This window comes from Rossellomorea aquimaris, from assembly GCF_020171925.1.
Classification (GTDB): Bacteria; Bacillota; Bacilli; order Bacillales; family Bacillaceae_B; genus Rossellomorea; species Rossellomorea aquimaris_F.
The window spans coordinates 1305160-1324561 of record NZ_JAIVAR010000001.1 but is presented as its reverse complement, the minus strand read 5'-3'; the positions used below and the strand labels follow the sequence as shown (position 1 = coordinate 1324561).

The following is a 19402-nucleotide window of genomic DNA, read 5'->3' as shown; positions in this document are numbered from 1 at the left end:
AATGTCGAATGAAGTTGTAATCGTAAGCGCTGTACGTACAGCGATTGGGAGCTTTAATGGCTCATTGAAGGATATTTCAGCACCAGAGCTGGGCGCGATCGTAATCAAAGATGCCCTGGAAAAGGCCGGGGTGAAAAAAGAAGATGTAGATGAAGTCATCATGGGGAACGTCCTGCAGGCAGGACTGGGCCAAAACCCTGCAAGGCAGGCATCCATAAAGGCAGGGTTACCAGAAAGTGTACCTGCGATGACCATTAATAAAGTATGTGGTTCAGGGTTGAAAACCGTACACTTGGCCACTCAGGCGATCCTTGCGGGTGATGCGGATATCATCGTTGCCGGCGGAATGGAAAACATGAGTCAGGCTCCATACCTCTTAAAGGGTGCAAGGGATGGATTCAAAATGGGAGATCAGAAAGTAGTGGACAGTATGATTTCCGATGGCTTATGGTGTGCGTTCAATGATTATCATATGGGCGTGACGGCTGAAAACCTGTGTGACCGCTATTCCTTATCCCGTGAAGAGCAGGACGAGTTTGCAGCGTGGAGCCAGGAGAAAGCGAATGCTGCCATCGAATCAGGCAGGTTCAACGATGAAATCGTACCTGTACATATTCCAAAGCGTAAAGGTGATCCGGTTGAGTTCAGTCAGGATGAATTCCCGCGCAAGGGCTCAACTGCAGAGAAATTATCCGGGCTCCGTGCCGCATTCAAGAAGGATGGCAGTGTGACGGCCGGAAATGCATCCGGAATCAACGATGGTGCAGCAGCTGTTGTGGTCATGTCGAGGAAAAAAGCAGAAGAGCTGGGCATCACTCCTCTCGTAACGATTAAAGGAAATGCAAATGCTGGTGTCGACCCTAGTGTAATGGGGATCGGTCCGGTAGCGGCCGTAAAGAAGGTGCTGGAGAAGACAAAGCTTTCGATCGAGGACATGCAGCTGATCGAAGCCAATGAAGCATTTGCCGCACAGTCACTGGCTGTCGATAAGGAGCTCGGGTTCAAACGTGATGCCCTTAATGTAAATGGGGGAGCCATCGCACTCGGGCATCCGATTGGGGCAAGTGGAACAAGGATCCTGGTGACGCTGATCCACGAAATGAAGAAAAGACAGGTACAGCATGGATTGGCTACTTTATGCATCGGCGGCGGCCAAGGTGTAGCGACAATCGTAGAGCTGCATCAATAAAAAATGTCAGAATGAAAAATGAGGAGGGAATGCAATGAAACAAGTTTATACTTCATACAGTGAAGCGGTGGCGGATATACAGGACGGAGCCACGCTTATGGTAGGCGGATTCGGCCTTTGCGGGATTCCCGAGAAATTGATTCTTGCCCTGGTGGAAAAAGGCGTCAAAAACCTGACAGTCATTTCTAACAACTGCGGAGTGGATGACTGGGGGCTCGGATTATTGCTTAAAAATAAGCAAATCGATAAAATGATCGGCTCTTATGTGGGAGAAAATAAAGAGTTTGAGAGACAAGTGCTATCAGGAGAACTCCAAGTGGAATTGGTTCCTCAAGGAACTTTGGCGGAAAAGATCCGTGCAGGAGGAGCAGGAATCCCGGCATTCTATACACCGGCAGGAGTGGGGACTCCGGTTGCGGAAGGAAAAGAAACGCGTACCTTTAACGGTAAAGAATATCTCCTGGAAGAAGCATATACGGCTGATTTCTCGCTTGTCAGAGCCTGGAAAGCAGATAAAATGGGTAACTTGGTATACAACAAAACGGCGCAGAACTTCAATCCGATGATTGCCGCTGCAGGGAAAGTAACCATTGCTGAAGCGGAAGAAATCGTAGAAATTGGAGACATCAATCCGAATGAAGTACACACTCCAAGCATCTATGTTCAACGATTGGTTCAGGCAGAGCAGGAGAAACGTATTGAAAGAAGAACAGTCAAAGCCTAGAAGGGGGAGTGTAAAAGGATGGATCGTGCAAAATTACGTGAAAAGATTGCAAGAAGAGCGGAAAAGGAAATTCAAGATGGTTTTTATGTAAACTTAGGGATCGGAATGCCGACACTCGTCGCCAACTATATCACTGAGAATAAACAGGTTGTGCTTCAGTCAGAGAATGGCCTTCTTGGGATCGGACCTTATCCGAAAGAAGAAGAACTGGATGCAGATTTGATCAATGCAGGTAAAGAAACGGTCACTGCGATCCCAGGTTCATCTTACTTTAACAGTGCTGAATCATTTGCCATGATCAGGGGCGGACATATCAACATCGCCATCTTGGGCGGAATGGAAGTCGCTGAAAATGGAGACCTCGCCAACTGGATGATCCCAGGAAAAATGATCAAAGGGATGGGTGGAGCGATGGATCTGGTCCATGGTGCAAGGCGGATCATCGTCATCATGGAGCATGTCAACAAAGCGGGTGAAAGCAAAATCCTTAAAGAGTGCACACTTCCTCTTACAGGCAAAGGAGTAGTCGACAGGATCATCACCGACCGTGCCGTCATGGACGTAACAGAAAACGGTCTGCTTCTGCGCGAAGTCGCAAATGGATTCACAGTCGAAGATATTCTCTCTTCCACAGCCGCCGAGCTGGAAGTGGCAGAAGACGTGAAATTGGAAGCTTATTAATAGAGGCTGTTCTTGAAAGATAGGCTCATTGAGAGGTCTGTTGATAGTCTACTTGCGGAAAGTGAAGTCTATCACGGAATCAATCAGCGGTGCTTAACAGAGCCATATGATAAATGCAAACACAAAATGAGTAGCCTGAAATATCGTCATGCGGGGAAGAGTAACTTTCCCGCATGTTTTTTTGTTTTCTTTCAAAAAAACAAGAGCTCGCTCTTTGACGAATCCTGAAAAAAGTTTTATAACTATAAAAAAAGACAGGGGGACTTCGAAATGTCAAAGAAAAAGAAACAAGAAGCAGAGTTGACGTTAAAGAACTCGATCAATGCAGACTTGTTCGAACAGCTCAAGAACAAGAAGAAAGAGCTCGAAAAAGTGGAAGAAGTGAAGCAAGAAGAGGAGCGGAAGCGAAAGGCAGAGGAACGAAAACAAAGGGAGAAGAATAAGTCCTTTGAAGAATTATTGAATGAGAGTGATATGAATTGGAAGAACTATAAGGAATAATGAATTCAACTATAAAGAAAGAGGGCAGGGTGTGCACCCTGCCCTCTTTTTACAGATCACATAACAAATCTGAAAGTGGAGTTTTAGAAGAACGTTTATGCTCTATATTTTCGAGATATGCTCGAAAACTCCGAGATATGCACGAAAACTCAATTATTGTGCTCGAATTGTCGAATAGCCAACGAAATTTTCTTGTTTTGGCCGCTACCATGGCTGCACGTATTGCTCTTGCTGAAACTTTAATCCCGATGCTGTTCATATCGCGAAAGCTTCGTCAACTCAGACAACACTTCCAGCTCTTCTGCAGAAAGAGGGGAGTGGTTGACGGCTTTGATGTTTTCAAGAAGCTGGCGTGTCGAGCTTGCGCCAGGAATGACAGAGGCCACCGCCTGGTGAGCAAGGATGTATTGAAGGGCCAGTTCATTCATGCTTCTCTCATCCGTTGATTTTTCACGGATGCTCTTGATGACTTCCTCAAGTTCAGGATAAGAATAATCAAGATAACCGTTTTCCTTCATTTTATCAGATGCCTTCAATAGCATTTTGTCAGACAGAAGTCCTTTTGCCAGCGGTCCCCGGGCAATGATGCTTACTTCATGTTGGTCGAGGAGGTCCATCCATTCCTCTGGACGCCGGTCGAGCAGGCTGTACTGCATCATGACGCTTTGAAGGGAAGAGTGTGTCAGGAATCTTTTGATCACGTTGGGGCGGATGGATGAAATACCGTATTGACGGATATATCCTTCTTCCTTCAGTTCCTCAAATGCTTCTATGCTTTCTTCAAAATGGTCTTCGATTGTCCCGCCGTGCAGCTGATATAAGTCGATATAATCAAGCTGTAATCTTGATAAACTGTCCTTCACGGCAGTTTTGATATACTCCTTTGAAGGGTCCCAGCGCCAACCTTCCTTCACATCATTCCACCGGTTCCCTACTTTTGTCGCGATGATCACGTCATCCCTTACACCCTTCAGTGCTTTGCCGACGATTTCTTCGTTCCTGCCAAAATCATATAAATCGGCTGTGTCAAAATAGTTGATCCCGTTCTCAAGGGCTGTATGAACGATTTCTTTCGCTTTCTTTTCATCGGTGCCAAGTGACATGCAGCCAAGGCCCATTTTTGAAACATAAAGGTCTGAGTTTCCGATTTGCCTTTTTTCCATTTTAACCGTCCTTTCCATCCTATCTTTCTTACTCTATAGTTTAACGGAAAGATGAACGGTTAAACAAAAGAAACGAATCAGTGTTTCTAAGAGTCCTTAAAGGATGCTGTCCACTCCTTGACCGTTCCGTATTTTTTACCGTATTCCTTCAATTTTGCCTTCACTTCCCAAGCTTTACCCGCAAGAATGATTCGATCTTTCTCGACGATGATCTGCAACAGGAATCACCTCAAGCTTTCTATTAAGTATGGTAGAATGTATGAAGAACGAATGTGTGTCAGAACAAGGAGAGTGCAGTAATGAAAAAGTTTGAAGAGAAAACGCTTAGTACAGAAAAAATTTATCAAGGAAAAATAATCGATCTTCAAGTCGATGAAGTGAAATTGCCGAATGGAAAGACATCAAAGCGTGAATTAATCAAACATCCAGGTGCAGTCGCAGTCATTGCCTTGACACCGGAAGGCAAAATCGTAATGGTCGAACAGTACCGGAAAGCGCTTGAAACCTCGATTGTTGAAATTCCAGCCGGAAAGCTCGAACCTGGTGAAGAACCGATCATCACTGCTGCCCGGGAGCTTGAGGAAGAGACGGGATACGGATGCGAAAAGCTCGATCATCTTATTTCTTTCTACACATCTCCAGGATTTGCAGATGAAATTGTCCATCTGTATGTCGCTGAAAACATCACCCCTCTGGAAACAGCCAGGGAGCTTGATGAGGACGAATTTGTCGAGCTGTTGGAAGTGACGGTCGATGAAGCATTGGAACTCATGAAAGAGAAAAGGATCTACGATGCAAAAACTGCCTTTGCAGTACAGTATCTCCAACTTCAACAATTTCAAAAGTAAATGGAAAACGCCCGATTCAGTCAATTGAATCGGGCGTTTCTTAGTGGTCGGAAGTCTACTAGCATAAACAAGTCCCATCGTGCATATATTCTAGTAATTGATGTTAGGAGGAACATGGTGATGCGTAAAAAAATCCAGAATTCAAACCCACTCGTTCAACATGTACAAGCACATTCCTCAATTTACTTGTTTATCATCACATTGTTTTTGATGGGAATCATCTTTGGGGCAATCGTCGTTAACTCATTGTCATTCGCTCAAAAAGAAGATTTATATTTTTATTTAAGTAAATTCTTCACTGAAATCGAAGGCGGAAGAATTACATCTGCAGAAGAACTTTTCAGACAGAGTTTCCTTCATAATGTGAAATACCTTGGCCTGATTTGGATATTGGGGATTTCAATTATTGGACTTCCCTTGATTTTTGTACTGCTCTTTATGAAGGGAGTCGTAGTGGGGTTCTCGGTAGGCTTCCTTGTCAACCAAATGGGATGGAGTGGTTTCCTGCTTTCATTTGTCAGCGTGCTGCCGCAAAATATCATCATCATTCCGGCATTCATCTTTATCGGCGCAATCAGCGCAAGCTTTTCGATGACGCTGATCAGAAAGATCTTTGTGAAGAATAATGCTTCGCTGCAATTTCAGATCATCCCGTTTCTATCAAGGTACGTGATCTTCTTCGTCATTGCTGTGGGAATCGTGACGGTTGCCGCGAGTATTGAAGCGTATCTATCCCCGAATTTAATGGAAGCGGTCATATCAAAAATAAAATAATGACTATTATATAAGAATGATTTCAGTTTCTTGATTATAATAATTTTATTTTGCTTATTCCTCCCTTTTTGATATAATAATATAGACATTGACGAGGGAGGGAAGGACTATGGAAAGTCGAATCGAACGAATTAAGAAACAGCTTCATTCCGCCAGTTATAAGTTGACTCCGCAGCGTGAAGCGACTGTACGCGTGCTTTTAGAGCATGAAGAAGATCACCTCAGTGCCGAAGATGTATACCTCCTCGTTAAGGAAAAATCTCCGGAAATTGGACTGGCAACGGTGTATCGGACCCTCGAATTGCTATCTGAACTGAAAATCGTGGATAAGATCAATTTCGGCGATGGAGTATCACGGTATGATCTCCGTCAAGAGGGAGCAGCCCACTTTCATCACCATCTAGTCTGCATCGAGTGTGGAGCGGTTGATGAAATTCAGGAAGACCTGCTTGAAGATGTTGAAAAGATTGTTGAAAGAGATTGGAAATTCAAGATAAAAGATCACCGACTGACCTTTCACGGCATCTGTTCACGATGCCAGGTTGAAGAAGAATCTGAATAGTAGATGCAAAAGCCCTGAAGAAGCTTATTATTGTTTCGAATCGAAACGATTTTTTTACATATCTTTAAGGGCTTTTTTTAATCATCCAAGGATCCTGGGTGGTGCCCTTACGGGTGAGGTTGTAATCCAGATGATAAGTACTAATAAATAATTGCCCCTCCTTGGTATAAAACGGTTCAAAATCGTCATAGCTTGTAATAAAGAAACAATTTGGACAGTATTTTGTTTAAATGGAGGACAAGCTTATGAAAAAAGGAATTGGACTGGTGTGGCAAACCATTAAAGTATTTATCTTATTCACCGGCTCTACCATATTGTTTTACTATGGGATCATGTGGATCGGTGAAGAATACGAGGGCTATCATAAATACGATGAACCAGAAGGGGCGGCGGTCAAAGTGTTTTCTTCGGTTACTGACGAAGAAAGCCATTGGTACGACCGGCTATTATTTTTCTTTATGAACGGGGAGTAATGCAATTTGGAAGACGATATCAAAGATTATATGCACTTTTTGATTGTGGAGAAGGGACTTGCGAAGAACACGATCGAGTCCTATCAAAGGGACTTAAGGAACTACTCGATGTATTTAAAGAATGTCGAGAAGATCACATCTCTCAATGAAGTGTCGAGAGTGAATATCGTACAGTTCTTGGGGCATTTGAAGGGACAGGGGAAATCGTCCAAGACCGTTGCCAGGCATGTGGCATCGATCCGTTCCTTCCACCAGTTTCTTTTAAGGGAAAAGAGTACAGATCAAGACCCGACTGTCCATATCGAAACGCCTAAAACCGAACGTAAGCTGCCGAAAATATTAAGCATTGAAGAGGTAGAGGCATTGCTTGAGGCACCTGAGGAATCGACCCCACTCGGAATGAGGGATAAAGCGATGCTTGAAATCCTTTATGCAACGGGTATACGAGTCAGTGAACTCATCGCTCTGAAGATGGAGGACGTTCATTTGACCATGGGGTTCGTCCGGTGTATAGGGAAGGGGAATAAAGAACGAATCATCCCGATCGGCAACACGGCCATGAAAGTACTCGAGAAATATATGGAAGACGCAAGGCTGAAATTGAGGTCGAAGAAGCATAAGGATGACCATCTCTTTTTGAACCACCACGGAAAGGGATTGACGAGACAGGGCTTTTGGAAGAACTTGAAGGCGCTAGCGCAAAAAGCCAACATCGAAAAGGACCTTACCCCTCACACATTGAGACACTCTTTTGCCACTCATTTATTGGAGAATGGGGCAGATTTGCGTGCGGTTCAAGAAATGCTCGGCCATGCAGATATTTCAACGACTCAAATTTATACGCATGTAACAAAGACGCGCTTGAAAGATGTTTATTCTAAATTTCATCCGAGGGCATAATAAAAGGGAGACTGCTTAAAGATTTCATCTAAACTTTAAGGGGTTCTCCCTTGTTTTTTTTGAAAGGGAAAAGTAAAATATAGATGTCAGACTTCTGACGTGAACCTCGTTCGGTTGATAAGACGGATCCGGGGGTATGATACGTTGTAGGGTGCAAAATGTAACCGCTTTTTTTGAACGTTCAATTGTAGAGTTAATAATATAACTGAGATGGAAATATAATAGGAGGATATCGCATGAGTAACTATACATATAAAAGAGTTCACTTGATCGTAATGGATTCGGTTGGGATAGGGGAAGCCCCTGATGCCGACAAATTCAATGATGAAGGGGCAGACACTCTCGGGCACATTGCAGAGCGAATGGATGGATTGAACATGCCGAACCTGGCAGGTTTGGGCCTATCGAATATCAAGGAAGTCAAAGGTGTGCAAAAAGCAACATCGCCTCGTGCATATTATACGAAAATGCAGGAGTCATCCGTTGGGAAGGATACCATGACTGGCCATTGGGAGATCATGGGCCTTCATATTGATACACCATTTAAAACATACCCTGATGGCTTTCCTGAGAAATTGATCCAAAAACTTGAGGCAGAGACCGGAAGAACGATTATCGGGAATAAACCTGCAAGTGGGACAGCCATCATTGAAGAACTGGGAAAAGAACATATGGAAACAGGGGCACTGATTGTGTATACGTCTGCAGATCCGGTCCTACAGATCGCAGCCCATGAGGATATCATCCCGATAGAAGAGCAATATAAAATATGTGAGATTGCACGTGAAATCACGAAAGATGATGAGTTCTTGGTCGGTCGTGTCATTGCTCGCCCATTTATCGGGGAGCCTGGAAACTTCACACGGACTTCAAATCGGCACGATTACGCACTGAAGCCTTTTAATCGTACCGTCATGAATGAAATGAAAGATTCTGGTTATGATGTGATCGCACTCGGTAAGATTTCCGATATCTATAACGGTGAAGGTGTGACAAAAGCCGTCCGAACAAAGCATAATATGGACGGCATGGATCAATTCATCAAGACGTTCGATGAATCGTTTACTGGCCTCAGCTTCTTGAACCTGGTAGACTTTGACGCCCTTTACGGTCACCGCAGGGATCCTGAAGGATATGGAAAGGCGCTGGAAGAATTCGATGCACGCCTTCCGGAAGTATTCGAAAAGATGACGGAAGATGATCTTCTCATCATCACGGCAGACCACGGGAATGATCCGACAGCTCCGGGAACCGATCATACAAGGGAGTATGTACCGCTTCTTGTCTATTCTACCCGGTTCAATAAAGGCGAAGAGTTGCCAATCAGGGAAACCTTTGCAGACATAGGGGCAACGGTAGCGGATAATTTCAATGTGAACATGCCTAAATTCGGAAAGAGCTTCCTATCCGAACTCAAATAGGAAACTGAACCTGAGATGAAAGGGGTCGTACTTTTCCCTTTCATCTCCTATTTCATTTATTCTGCAGGTCACACGGGAAATGGTCCTAATATAGGAACTCGATTTCCATGGCACTCGTGATAAGAGTTACCGTTTGTCGGTGCTTAACAAAGAAATATTACAAATAAAAGGAGTCATATAAATGAATTACGATATGATACAGAACGCAGCAAACCATTTAAAGAATCAATATACTGGTAGTCCACGAATTGGTTTGATCTTGGGATCAGGACTGGGAGTATTGGCTGATGAGATTCAGAATTCAGTGAAGATCCCATATAAGGAGATTCCAGACTTCCCTGTGTCAACAGTCGCAGGTCATGCAGGTCAACTGGTATTCGGTCAACTATCCGGCCAGGAAGTCGTTGCCATGCAGGGACGCTTCCATTACTACGAAGGCTACGGTTTTGATAAGGTGACCTTCCCAGTCCGCGTCATGAAAGAACTTGGAGTGGAGATTCTCATCGTGACCAATGCGGCAGGCGGAGTGAACGAAAACTTCGAAGCGGGTGACCTGATGCTGATATCTGATCATATCAATAACATGGGTGGGAACCCATTGATCGGTGCGAATGATTCTCGTCTCGGACCAAGATTCCCTGATATGTCCCAGGCCTATGATCGAGACCTTCGCCAGAAAGCAAAAGACATTGCAGAAGGGCTTTCATTAAAGATCCAGGAAGGTGTCTATGTTGGCAACACGGGACCTGTTTACGAAACACCTGCAGAGGTAAGGCTAGCTCGCACACTCGGTGGGGATGCCGTTGGTATGTCCACTGTGCCCGAAGTGATCGTTGCCCGACATGGCGGTATGAGAGTACTCGGAATCTCCTGCATTTCGAATATGGCTGCCGGCATTTTGGACCAGCCTCTATCACATGATGAGGTCATTGAAACGACTGAAATGGTACGAGCGAACTTCCTTACTTACGTGAAGGAAATCGTGAAATCAATCTAACCAAAATACACATTATTCCTATTTCAAGAACTTTGGAATGCAAATATACAGAAGTTGGTGATAACAGATGAGAATGGTAGATCTGATAGAGAAAAAGCGTGACGGGAAAGAACTGGCAACGGAAGAAATCAAGTTCATCGTAGACGGGTATACGGATGGATCAATACCTGATTATCAGGTAAGTGCTTTGACAATGGCGATCTTCTTCAAGGATATGAGCGAACGGGAACGTGCCGACTTGACGATGGCAATGGTGGAATCCGGGGATCAAATCGATCTGTCTGCAATCGAAGGCATTAAAGTCGATAAGCACTCTACAGGCGGAGTGGGGGATACAACCACACTCGTGCTAGGTCCATTGGTGGCGTCTGTTGGTGTCCCTGTCGCGAAGATGAGTGGAAGAGGGCTCGGTCATACAGGTGGGACCATCGATAAGCTTGAAGCTGTTGAAGGATTCCATGTCGAAATTGAAAACGATGAGTTCATCTCTCTCGTTAACAAGAATAAGTTGGCAGTCATCGGGCAAAGTGGAAACTTGACCCCTGCCGATAAAAAGCTCTACTCATTACGTGATGTGACCGCGACAGTCAACAGCATTCCACTTATTGCAAGCTCCATAATGAGCAAGAAAATCGCTGCCGGGGCAGACGCAATTGTCCTTGATGTCAAGACTGGAGCAGGGGCCTTCATGAAGACCCTGGAAGATTCAAAAGACCTTGCGAAAGCGATGGTGAACATCGGGAACAACGTTGGAAGAAAGACGATGGCCGTCATCTCTGATATGAGTCAACCATTAGGCTTTGCCATTGGGAACGCACTGGAAGTGAAAGAAGCGATTGATACGTTGAAGGGTGAAGGTCCTGAAGATTTGACAGAACTATGCTTGACGCTCGGAAGTCACATGGTCTATCTGGCTGAGAAAGCAGCTACCTTAAACGAGGCAAGGGAACTTCTGCAAAAGGCGATCGAAGACGGTTCTGCTCTCGAAAACTTCAAAGTGTTCTTGAAATCGCAAGGTGGGGATGCGTCGGTCGTTGACGATCCTTCCAAGCTTCCTCAAGCACAGTACAAGGTAGAACTTCAAGCGAAGGAAGATGGATATGTTTCAGAGATCATAGCAGATTCTGTAGGGACTGCAGCGATGTGGCTTGGAGCAGGAAGAGCGACAAAGGACTCTGTCATCGACCTTGCAGTCGGTCTTGAGCTGCGTAAGAAAATTGGGGACGAAGTAAAGGCAGGGGAATCACTTGTCACCATCTACAGTAACCAGGAAGACATTGAAGATGTGAAGGCGAAGCTCTATGAGAGCATCAAACTCTCTTCAGAAAAAGTGGAAGCTCCTACGCTGATCCATACGGAAATCACACATTAATCATTGATCGTAAGAAAAGCCTTTGTGCAAGGAAGTACCCTTCGCACAAAGGCTTTTTTGTTTTTTACTTTGCGTGGTTGTCCCGGATATTTTTGGAATGTCATTGTATAAAAATGGCTTTAATGGAAAAAATGGTCCTATAAGTATTGATTAAAATGAGAGATTTTGATTGGAGGACAGTGAAATGAAACGTTTATTGAGTATCATGTCGGCATTCTTTATTATAGCTTCCCTATTTCCTGCGATGGGATTTGCCCAGGAAAACAAGGCTGAATTGGCACAGGCCGCTAAATCTGCTGTATTGATCGAACGGGATACAGGGGCCGTTCTTTATGAAAAGAATAGTCATGAAAAATTGGCACCTGCCTCGATGACGAAGATCATGACAATGCTCTTGATCATGGAATCACTGGAAAAAGGCCAGATCAAATGGGATGACAAGGTCAGGACAAGCGAATATGCCGCTTCAATGGGAGGGTCACAGATTTTCCTGGAACCCGGTGAGTCAATGACTGTTAAAGAAATGTTGACAGGGATTGCGATCGGTTCTGCAAACGATGCATCTGTCGCAATGGCAGAGCATATTGCAGGAAGTGAAGAGGCCTTTGTCCAAAAAATGAATAAGAAAGCGAAAGAAATCGGCTTGAAGGATACTAAGTTCCAAAATCCGACTGGTCTTCCTGCGAAAGATCATTACAGTTCCGCTCATGACATGAGCATGATGGCGAAAGAGCTGCTAAAGTATAACGATATTACAAAGTTCACCGGAACATATGAGTCATACTTGAGAGAAAACACAGAAAATAAATTCTGGCTGGTGAACACAAATAAACTCGTGAAATTTTATGATGGAGTGGACGGTTTAAAGACCGGTTTCACAAACGAAGCGAAGTACTGTCTGACTGCCACTGCGAAGAAAGGGGATATGAGGGTCATTGCCGTCGTGTTCGGAGCATCCACCCCGAAGGAGCGTAACAGTGAAGTGACGAAGATGCTTGATTATGCTTTCAATCAATATCAGACGAAGCCGATGTTCAAGAAGGGTGACTCCCTTTCAAAGGTGAAAGTATCCAAAGGGAAAGAGAGCAAGGTACAGGCTGTAACAGACGAACCAATTTCGATCCTTGCCAAAAAAGGAGAGAAACTTGATGGGGTCGAGCAAAAAGTGACACTGTCTAAAGACTTGAAAGCACCGATAAAGAAAGGTGATAAAGTCGGGACACTAGTCATCAATAATAAAGGTAAAAAAGTAGTAGAAAGTGATCTTGTTGCCAAAGAGGATGTAAACGAAGCTAGCTGGTGGCAACTATATAAACGTTCATTCGGTATGTTTTCGAAAGTCGGAAACTGACTGGTTTTCATGAAAAAGAACACTAATCTTGGCGAATTCCTTCTAGTTTTGTCATAGAGAAGGAAAATTCCATCCAAATAGCGAAATGACTCACTATACGACAGAGAAGGAGGCTTTCTGATAGTGAGTCTTGCTATTAACTTGGAAGTAAAAAAAGATGTCTTATGTATACGTTTGAGTGGAGAGTTGGACCATCATACAGCTGAGGAATTGAGGGAGAGATCCTCACAGCTGATCGAAGGAGAAAATATCAAGCATATCATTCTTAATTTGGAAGAGTTGGGCTTCATGGACAGCTCGGGTCTGGGTGTCATTTTAGGGCGATACAAGCAAATCAAGCAAAAGCATGGAGAAATGGTTGTTTGCGCGATTTCCCCAGCAGTCAACCGATTATTTGAAATGTCTGGATTGTTCAAGATCATCCGCCTTGAACCATCTGAAGAAAATGCATTACAAAGATTGGGGGTCGCCTGATGATGAGGAATGAAATGAACATCCAATTCAGTTCCCTGAGCCAAAATGAATCTTTTGCACGAGTAACAGTCGCTTCTTTCATTGCGCAGCTCGATCCGACGATGGACGAATTGACCGAAATCAAAACAGTGGTTTCCGAAGCGGTAACCAATGCGATCATTCATGGATACGAAAACGATCCAAATGGCGTCGTATATATTTCTGTCATCATGGAAGAGGATGGATATATCGATATGACCATTCGGGACGAGGGGATCGGCATAGGGGATGTAGAAGAGGCGAGGCAGCCTTTATATACATCAAAGCCTGAACTCGAAAGATCAGGAATGGGATTCACCATAATGGAAAATTTCATGGACGAGGTAGAAGTGTCATCACACCCGGGTACAGGCACAACGGTAAGACTGAAGAAGCACTTGACCAACAGTAAAGCGCTATGCAATTAAGGAGTCGTGCCTATGGATGTCGAAGTGAAAAATGAAAAAACCCAGCCTTTTTTGAAGGATCATGAGGTGAAAGAGCTTATTAAGCAAAGCCAGGAAGGCGACCAGACTGCCCGGGATACCATCGTGCAGAAGAATATGAGACTTGTGTGGTCGGTTGTTCAGCGCTTTCTTAATCGAGGATACGAACCTGATGATCTATTCCAAATCGGCTGTATCGGGCTGCTGAAATCAGTGGATAAGTTTGACTTGAGTTATGATGTGAAATTCTCGACGTATGCCGTTCCGATGATCATTGGCGAGATCCAGCGTTTCATCAGGGATGATGGCACAGTGAAAGTGAGCCGTTCCCTTAAAGAAATGGGAAACAAGATACGAAAAGCGAAGGATGAACTTTCCAAGAAATTCGGAAGGGTGCCGACTGTCAGTGAATTGGCCGAACATCTGGAGTATACGGTTGAAGAAGTGATCATGGCACAGGAGGCAAGCAGGACACCTTCTTCGATTCATGAAACCGTTTATGAGAATGATGGGGACCCAATCACGTTATTGGATCAGATTGCGGACAATACGGATCATAAGTGGTTTGATAAGATCGCTTTGAAGGAAGCCATCCGTGAACTGGATGACAGGGAGCGGTTGATCGTGTATTTGAGGTACTACAAGGATCAGACCCAATCTGAAGTAGCTGATCGACTGGGAATATCCCAAGTACAGGTATCAAGGCTTGAGAAAAAGATCTTACAGACGATGAAGGAACATATGTATACGGAATAGAAGAAATGCCTTGCTTTTTCTTATGGGAGAGCGGGGTTTTTTTATGCTCTCATCGAAAGATAAGGAGGGCATTTTTCACTTTTACATAAATTATTTCCGATAATCCATACTATTGGTACGAGGGGAAAATCATGTTTCAGGAGTGAGCATCATGGAAGGAATAGTGTACATCCGACTGAGACATCGTGTTCAAGTTAAATCAGACAGTATCGTGAACCTTGGTCAATTGGCTCAGATCATCGCCCCCGAAGCCGTACTTGAGGACTTGAAGAGGATAAGCATTCACAAGGTGACCCCGTCTGATAAAAATATCATCGTGATCGATGTCATGACTGTGATTGAGAAGGTATATTCTAGCCACCCAGGCCTTGACGTCCAAACGATTGGGCCTGCACAAAGCATCATAGAAGTCATCTATGAAAAGAAGAAAATCTCCCTTCCTCTTTTCGTTGGTGTGTGGATTCTATTATTCATAGGTGCTGCAATGGCAATCATGAATTTCCATGAAGATGTAAGCATGAGGGAGGTACACCAAAGGCTTTATCACTTTATTACCGGTGAAGTCGATCCGCATCCACTGCTTTTTCAGATCCCGTATTCTTTTGGCCTCGGACTTGGGATGATCCTTTTCTTCAACCATATCTTTCGGAAGAGGCTGAATGAAGAGCCGAGTCCCTTGGAAGTGGAAATGTTCAATTATCAGCAAGATTTGGACCAATACGTGATCATGCATGAGAACAAAGAAAGTATGAAGAACTTAGATGACCATTAGTGTAATCCTTACAGTATTTATCGGATTTGCAGGAGGCTTGGCTGTGGGCTCTGGTTTTGTCGCTTTCTTGACCGTTCTCGGTATCATACCAAGGCTCACTCAGCTGACAAAAACAATGAAAATGATCCATTTCTATGAAGTGGCGGTCATCATCGGGGCCTTGACCGGGGGATTCATCAGTTTGAATGACTATACGATGCATTTGACCCCGATTGTATTGATACCAATCGGGCTTTCAAGCGGGATTTTCATAGGATTATTGGCGGCTGCATTGACGGAAGTTTTGAATGTGTTCCCTATCCTGGCCAAGCGTATCGGGATCGACGGACAAATTGTGGTACTGATCATGGCGATTGTCTTCGGTAAGATTTTCGGCTCTTTATTTCATTGGCTTTATTTGGTTTACCAATAGCCGGGCGCATGAACAATCAATAGCTGTCCAAGCCCGATAAGAATTACCCGTACACCCCATCAATCAAGTGTGAGGCAGGGATAGGTTATGAGTGAAAAAAGAAAAGTGGTTTTGATAACAGATGGAGATGAATATGCGAAGAGGGCGATTGAAATCGTGGCCAAACATTATGGTGGCAGATGCATCTCCAGTTCGAAAGGGAACCCTTCTGTTTTGTCTGGACCGCAGGTTGTGAAACTCATAAAGAAAGCGAAAAACGACCCTGTCTTTGTGATGTTTGATGATAGTGGTTTCATCGGGGAAGGAGCAGGGGAGAAGGCGTTGAAATATGTTGCCAATCACACTGATATTGAAGTGCTAGGAGTCATTGCAGTTGCAAGTAAAACTCGTCAGGCCGAGTGGACAAGAGTGGATGTGTGCATTGATAAATTCGGGGAACTGACACCCTTCGGAGTGGACAAATTCGGTGTACCTGAACTCGAGATGGGCCGGATGAACGGAGATACGGTTTATTGTCTGGATGAATTGGATGTTCCCGTCATTGTAGGAATTGGTGATATTGGGAAGATGGCTAAAAGGGACGACTACTCACAAGGGGCTCCCATAACAAAAAAAGCAGTGGAAATCATCTTTGAAAGGAGCGGTTATCGTGCCTGAGATAAAAAAGACACCCATTCCGAAAGATCTGGATGTTTTAGAAGAGTATATGCAGAAGAATGTTGGGCTGAATAAGAGTTTTGATATCGGTGTGAGGAAGTTAAAGATTCTCAAAAAGAATGTGCACTTTTACTATATAAATGGATTGACCGATGCAGGCTATATCATAGAGATTGTTGAGGAATTGGTCGGCATCAATGACCATGAACGTTTATCCACCCATCTATATGATATTGTCAAGAATCGCCTGGTCCATCAGTCAGTGGAGCCGGTCAAAACCATTGAGGAAGCGGTCGATGAGGTTTTATCAGGATTAATCGCGGTAGTGGTTGAGGGATACCCCGAGGCGCTGATAGTGGATGTAAGGAGTTACCCTGGCAGACAACCGATGGAACCGGATACCGAGAAAGTCGTGCGTGGGTCGCGTGATGGATATGTAGAGAACATCATCATCAATACTGCGTTGACAAGACGGAGGATCAGGGATCCCAGGCTGCGTTTCGAAATTTTCAGGATCGGTGAACGCTCAAAGACCGACATTTCAATCGCGTATATTGACGATGTAGCAAACCCAAGTCTGATCAAAGTGATAAAAAAGGAATTAAAAAGCATAAAAATCGATGGATTGACCATGGCAGATAAGACAATTGAAGAATTCCTGGTGAAGCAGGGCTATAACCCCTATCCACTTGTACGCTATACGGAAAGGGCCGATGTCGCTGCCACTCATTTACTTGAAGGGCATGTTCTCATCTTTGTCGATACTTCACCAAGTGTGATCATCACCCCGACGACATTCTTCCATCATCTTCAGCATGCTGAAGAATACAGGCAATCCCCTGCAGTCGGTACGTTTGTAAGGTGGACAAGATTTCTTGGCCTATTTGCTTCCTTGTTCCTATTGCCACTCTGGTATCTATTTGTGCTAGATCCGACACTGCTTCCTGATGGCCTCGAATATGTAGGGCCAAACGAACAGACGAACATACCGATCATCGCACAATTATTCATAGCAGACATCGGGGTGGAAATGTTCAGGATAGCGGCCATCCATACGCCTACGCCATTATCGACCGCCATGGGCTTGATCGCTGCGGTATTGATTGGACAGATTGCCATTGATGTCGGCTTATTCCAACCGGAAGTCATCTTATATGTTGCGGTTGCTTCGATAGGGACATTCGCAACGCCAAGTTATGAATTGAGTGTGGCAAACAAAATGGCTCGTTTGCTTTTATTAGTAGCTGTAGCCTTTTTCCACATCCCAGGGCTTGTCATCGGCTGTACGTTGTATATTCTTTACGTTGCCAATATCAAGTCACTCAACACGCCTTACCTATGGCCCCTTATTCCATTCAGTCCGATCGCATTCATGCAAATTTTGATCAGACGTTCGATGCCGGGTGCCAAAATTCGCCCAAGCATCGTCCAGCCTCGTAATAAATACAAGCAGCCGGCGAAATCTTAAGAATATTGCAACACCTCTTAATCTGTGGTAAATTACGTTTAATCAGGTAAAGGGTTTAAGAGGGAGTTGAGTCGTTCATGCATCTTCATGGGACATCAGAAATCAACAAATCTGGGCAGTTGACAATAGGCGGGGTAAGTACAATCGATTTGGTGAATCAGTACGGAACCCCGCTATATGTCTACGATGTGGCGTTGATAAGAGAACGGGCCAGAGGGTTTAAACAGACGTTTCAAGATTTAGGTGTGAAATCAGAAGTCGCGTATGCCAGTAAAGCATTCTCCAGCATTGCAATTTTCCGGTTGATGAAGGAAGAAGGGCTATCGCTGGATGTCGTATCAGGCGGTGAGCTTTATACAGCGTTAAAGGCAGGCTTCCCTTCGGAACGGATTCATTTCAACGGAAACAATAAGTCGCTTGAAGAACTGAACATGGCCGTAAGGAACAAGATTGGTTGTGTCGTCGTCGATAATTTTCACGAACTTCAATTGTTAAATGAGATTACATGCGAAATGAAACAAAAAATCAACGTACTATTGAGGGTGACCCCAGGCATTGAGGCTCATACCCATGATTATATCTTAACCGGTCAGGAAGATTCGAAATTTGGATTCGACCTTCAGAATGGTCAGGCGGAAGATGCGATGAAGCAAGCGCTGAAGGCGGAATACATAGAGTTATTGGGTCTTCATTGCCATATAGGCTCGCAAATATTTGAAACAACCGGATTCATTCTGGCAGCAAAAAAAATAATCGGAAAAGTAGCAGCATGGAAGTCTTCATATGGATTCTTACCAAAAGTCATCAATCTAGGTGGCGGATTCGGAATCCGTTATACAAGGGAAGATGATCCGATCCCCCCTTCGCAATATGTAAAAGAAATGATACAGGCAGTGAGAGAAGAAACGGAAAAGCTGGGCCTGGATATGCCTGAAATCTGGATCGAGCCCGGACGTTCGCTAGTAGGTGATGCCGGAACAACGCTTTATACAGTAGGTTCAAGCAAGGAAGTACCCGGCACCCGCAAGTACGTAGCCGTAGATGGGGGAATGAATGATAACATCCGTCCAGCACTATACGGTGCGAAATATGAGGCTGTCATCGCAAACAAGGCGGATGAACTGCCAAAAGAAAAGGTTTCCGTAGCAGGTAAGTGTTGTGAATCCGGCGATATGTTGATGTGGGATGTGTTGCTTCAATCGGCGGATCCGGGGGATACCCTGGCGATGTTCTGTACGGGTGCATACGGTTATTCCATGGCGAATAACTATAATCGGATCCCGCGGCCACCAGTTGTATTCGTCGAAAACGGACAATCAACATTGGCTGTGCGGCGGGAAACATATGAGGATCTGATTTCATTAGATCAATAGTTTACTATGAACGAGAAAAAAGCAGTTTGGAAGCATCCTGATCCTTTCAAGCTGCTTTTTATATACTCAG

23 protein-coding genes are annotated in these 19402 nt (G+C 44.4%); 21 read left to right on the top strand and 2 right to left on the bottom strand.

Annotated features, from left to right (window positions below; genetic code table 11):
* Position 1 precedes the first annotated feature (1 nt).
* The 4 genes from LCM10_RS06955 to LCM10_RS06940 all read left to right on the top strand — a co-directional run bounded on the left by LCM10_RS06955 (position 2) and on the right by LCM10_RS06940 (position 3095).
* Complete coding sequence (locus LCM10_RS06955) at positions 2 to 1189, top strand: acetyl-CoA C-acetyltransferase (RefSeq protein ID WP_224875413.1); 1188 nt, start codon at positions 2 to 4, stop codon at positions 1187 to 1189.
* 34 nt (positions 1190 to 1223) lie between these two features.
* Positions 1224 to 1913: a CoA transferase subunit A gene (locus LCM10_RS06950; RefSeq protein ID WP_224875412.1), complete on the top strand. Its 690-nt coding sequence runs from the start codon at positions 1224 to 1226 to the stop codon at positions 1911 to 1913.
* An 18-nt stretch (positions 1914 to 1931) separates the two neighbouring features.
* Complete coding sequence (locus LCM10_RS06945) at positions 1932 to 2594, top strand: CoA transferase subunit B (protein ID WP_224875411.1); 663 nt, start codon at positions 1932 to 1934, stop codon at positions 2592 to 2594.
* 270 nt (positions 2595 to 2864) lie between these two features.
* Positions 2865 to 3095 (top strand): YqkE family protein, encoded by a 231-nt coding sequence (locus tag LCM10_RS06940; protein ID WP_224875410.1) that lies wholly within the window; start codon positions 2865 to 2867, stop codon positions 3093 to 3095.
* A gap of 239 nt (positions 3096 to 3334) precedes the next feature.
* On the opposite strand, the gene LCM10_RS06935 is transcribed toward LCM10_RS06940, so the two are convergent.
* Together LCM10_RS06935 and mciZ are read right to left on the bottom strand one after the other, a co-directional pair.
* Entirely contained in the window at positions 3335 to 4258 is a 924-nt protein-coding gene (locus LCM10_RS06935; protein WP_224875409.1) for an aldo/keto reductase, read from the bottom strand.
* A gap of 86 nt (positions 4259 to 4344) precedes the next feature.
* Positions 4345 to 4476 (bottom strand): Z-ring formation inhibitor MciZ, encoded by a 132-nt coding sequence (gene mciZ / locus LCM10_RS06930; protein WP_224875408.1) that lies wholly within the window; start codon positions 4474 to 4476, stop codon positions 4345 to 4347.
* An 81-nt stretch (positions 4477 to 4557) separates the two neighbouring features.
* Here mciZ and LCM10_RS06925 point away from each other — a divergent pair, with 81 nt between their 5' ends.
* The 17 genes from LCM10_RS06925 (at position 4558) to lysA (ending at position 19332) form a co-directional block, all read left to right on the top strand.
* Positions 4558 to 5106 carry an NUDIX domain-containing protein gene (locus LCM10_RS06925; protein ID WP_224875407.1) on the top strand — a complete coding sequence of 183 codons (549 nt, stop codon included), beginning with the start codon at positions 4558 to 4560 and terminating at the stop codon, positions 5104 to 5106.
* A gap of 120 nt (positions 5107 to 5226) precedes the next feature.
* Complete coding sequence (spoIIM, locus tag LCM10_RS06920) at positions 5227 to 5880, top strand: stage II sporulation protein M (RefSeq protein ID WP_224875406.1); 654 nt, start codon at positions 5227 to 5229, stop codon at positions 5878 to 5880.
* A gap of 109 nt (positions 5881 to 5989) precedes the next feature.
* Entirely contained in the window at positions 5990 to 6442 is a 453-nt protein-coding gene (locus LCM10_RS06915) for a Fur family transcriptional regulator (RefSeq protein WP_224875405.1), read from the top strand.
* A gap of 245 nt (positions 6443 to 6687) precedes the next feature.
* Complete coding sequence (locus LCM10_RS06910) at positions 6688 to 6915, top strand: YqzK family protein (RefSeq protein ID WP_224875404.1); 228 nt, start codon at positions 6688 to 6690, stop codon at positions 6913 to 6915.
* A gap of 6 nt (positions 6916 to 6921) precedes the next feature.
* On the top strand, positions 6922 to 7815 hold the full coding sequence (gene xerD, locus LCM10_RS06905; protein WP_224875403.1) for a site-specific tyrosine recombinase XerD: 894 nt from the start codon (positions 6922 to 6924) through the stop codon (positions 7813 to 7815).
* A gap of 236 nt (positions 7816 to 8051) precedes the next feature.
* Positions 8052 to 9236, top strand: a complete 1185-nt coding sequence (deoB, locus tag LCM10_RS06900) for a phosphopentomutase (protein ID WP_224875402.1) — start codon at positions 8052 to 8054, stop codon at positions 9234 to 9236.
* Between the two features lie 181 nt (positions 9237 to 9417).
* Positions 9418 to 10233: a purine-nucleoside phosphorylase gene (locus tag LCM10_RS06895; protein ID WP_224875401.1), complete on the top strand. Its 816-nt coding sequence runs from the start codon at positions 9418 to 9420 to the stop codon at positions 10231 to 10233.
* A gap of 67 nt (positions 10234 to 10300) precedes the next feature.
* Entirely contained in the window at positions 10301 to 11605 is a 1305-nt protein-coding gene (locus tag LCM10_RS06890) for a pyrimidine-nucleoside phosphorylase (protein ID WP_224875400.1), read from the top strand.
* A 184-nt stretch (positions 11606 to 11789) separates the two neighbouring features.
* Positions 11790 to 12956: a D-alanyl-D-alanine carboxypeptidase family protein gene (locus tag LCM10_RS06885; RefSeq protein WP_224875399.1), complete on the top strand. Its 1167-nt coding sequence runs from the start codon at positions 11790 to 11792 to the stop codon at positions 12954 to 12956.
* Between the two features lie 123 nt (positions 12957 to 13079).
* A complete protein-coding gene (gene spoIIAA, locus LCM10_RS06880) occupies positions 13080 to 13430 on the top strand; it encodes an anti-sigma F factor antagonist (protein WP_224875398.1) in 351 nt (116 codons plus the stop codon).
* Between the two features lie 2 nt (positions 13431 to 13432).
* A complete protein-coding gene (gene spoIIAB, locus LCM10_RS06875; protein WP_224875651.1) occupies positions 13433 to 13876 on the top strand; it encodes an anti-sigma F factor in 444 nt (147 codons plus the stop codon).
* 12 nt (positions 13877 to 13888) lie between these two features.
* Positions 13889 to 14650, top strand: coding sequence for an RNA polymerase sporulation sigma factor SigF (gene sigF, locus LCM10_RS06870; protein WP_224875397.1), 762 nt, complete (start codon positions 13889 to 13891; stop codon positions 14648 to 14650).
* Positions 14651 to 14801: 151 nt separating this feature from the next.
* The gene (locus tag LCM10_RS06865; protein WP_224875396.1) at positions 14802 to 15422 is read left to right on the top strand and encodes a stage V sporulation protein AA; all 621 of its coding nucleotides are present in this window, start codon (positions 14802 to 14804) and stop codon (positions 15420 to 15422) included.
* Positions 15412 to 15834: a stage V sporulation protein AB gene (locus LCM10_RS06860; protein ID WP_224875395.1), complete on the top strand. Its 423-nt coding sequence runs from the start codon at positions 15412 to 15414 to the stop codon at positions 15832 to 15834. Before LCM10_RS06865 ends, LCM10_RS06860 begins: the two co-directional genes overlap by 11 nt.
* An 87-nt stretch (positions 15835 to 15921) precedes the next feature.
* Positions 15922 to 16491 (top strand): stage V sporulation protein AE, encoded by a 570-nt coding sequence (locus LCM10_RS06855; RefSeq protein ID WP_224875394.1) that lies wholly within the window; start codon positions 15922 to 15924, stop codon positions 16489 to 16491.
* A 49-nt stretch (positions 16492 to 16540) separates the two neighbouring features.
* Entirely contained in the window at positions 16541 to 17959 is a 1419-nt protein-coding gene (locus tag LCM10_RS06850) for a spore germination protein (protein ID WP_224875650.1), read from the top strand.
* 77 nt (positions 17960 to 18036) lie between these two features.
* A complete protein-coding gene (lysA, locus tag LCM10_RS06845; RefSeq protein WP_224875393.1) occupies positions 18037 to 19332 on the top strand; it encodes a diaminopimelate decarboxylase in 1296 nt (431 codons plus the stop codon).
* Positions 19333 to 19402 lie beyond the last annotated feature (70 nt).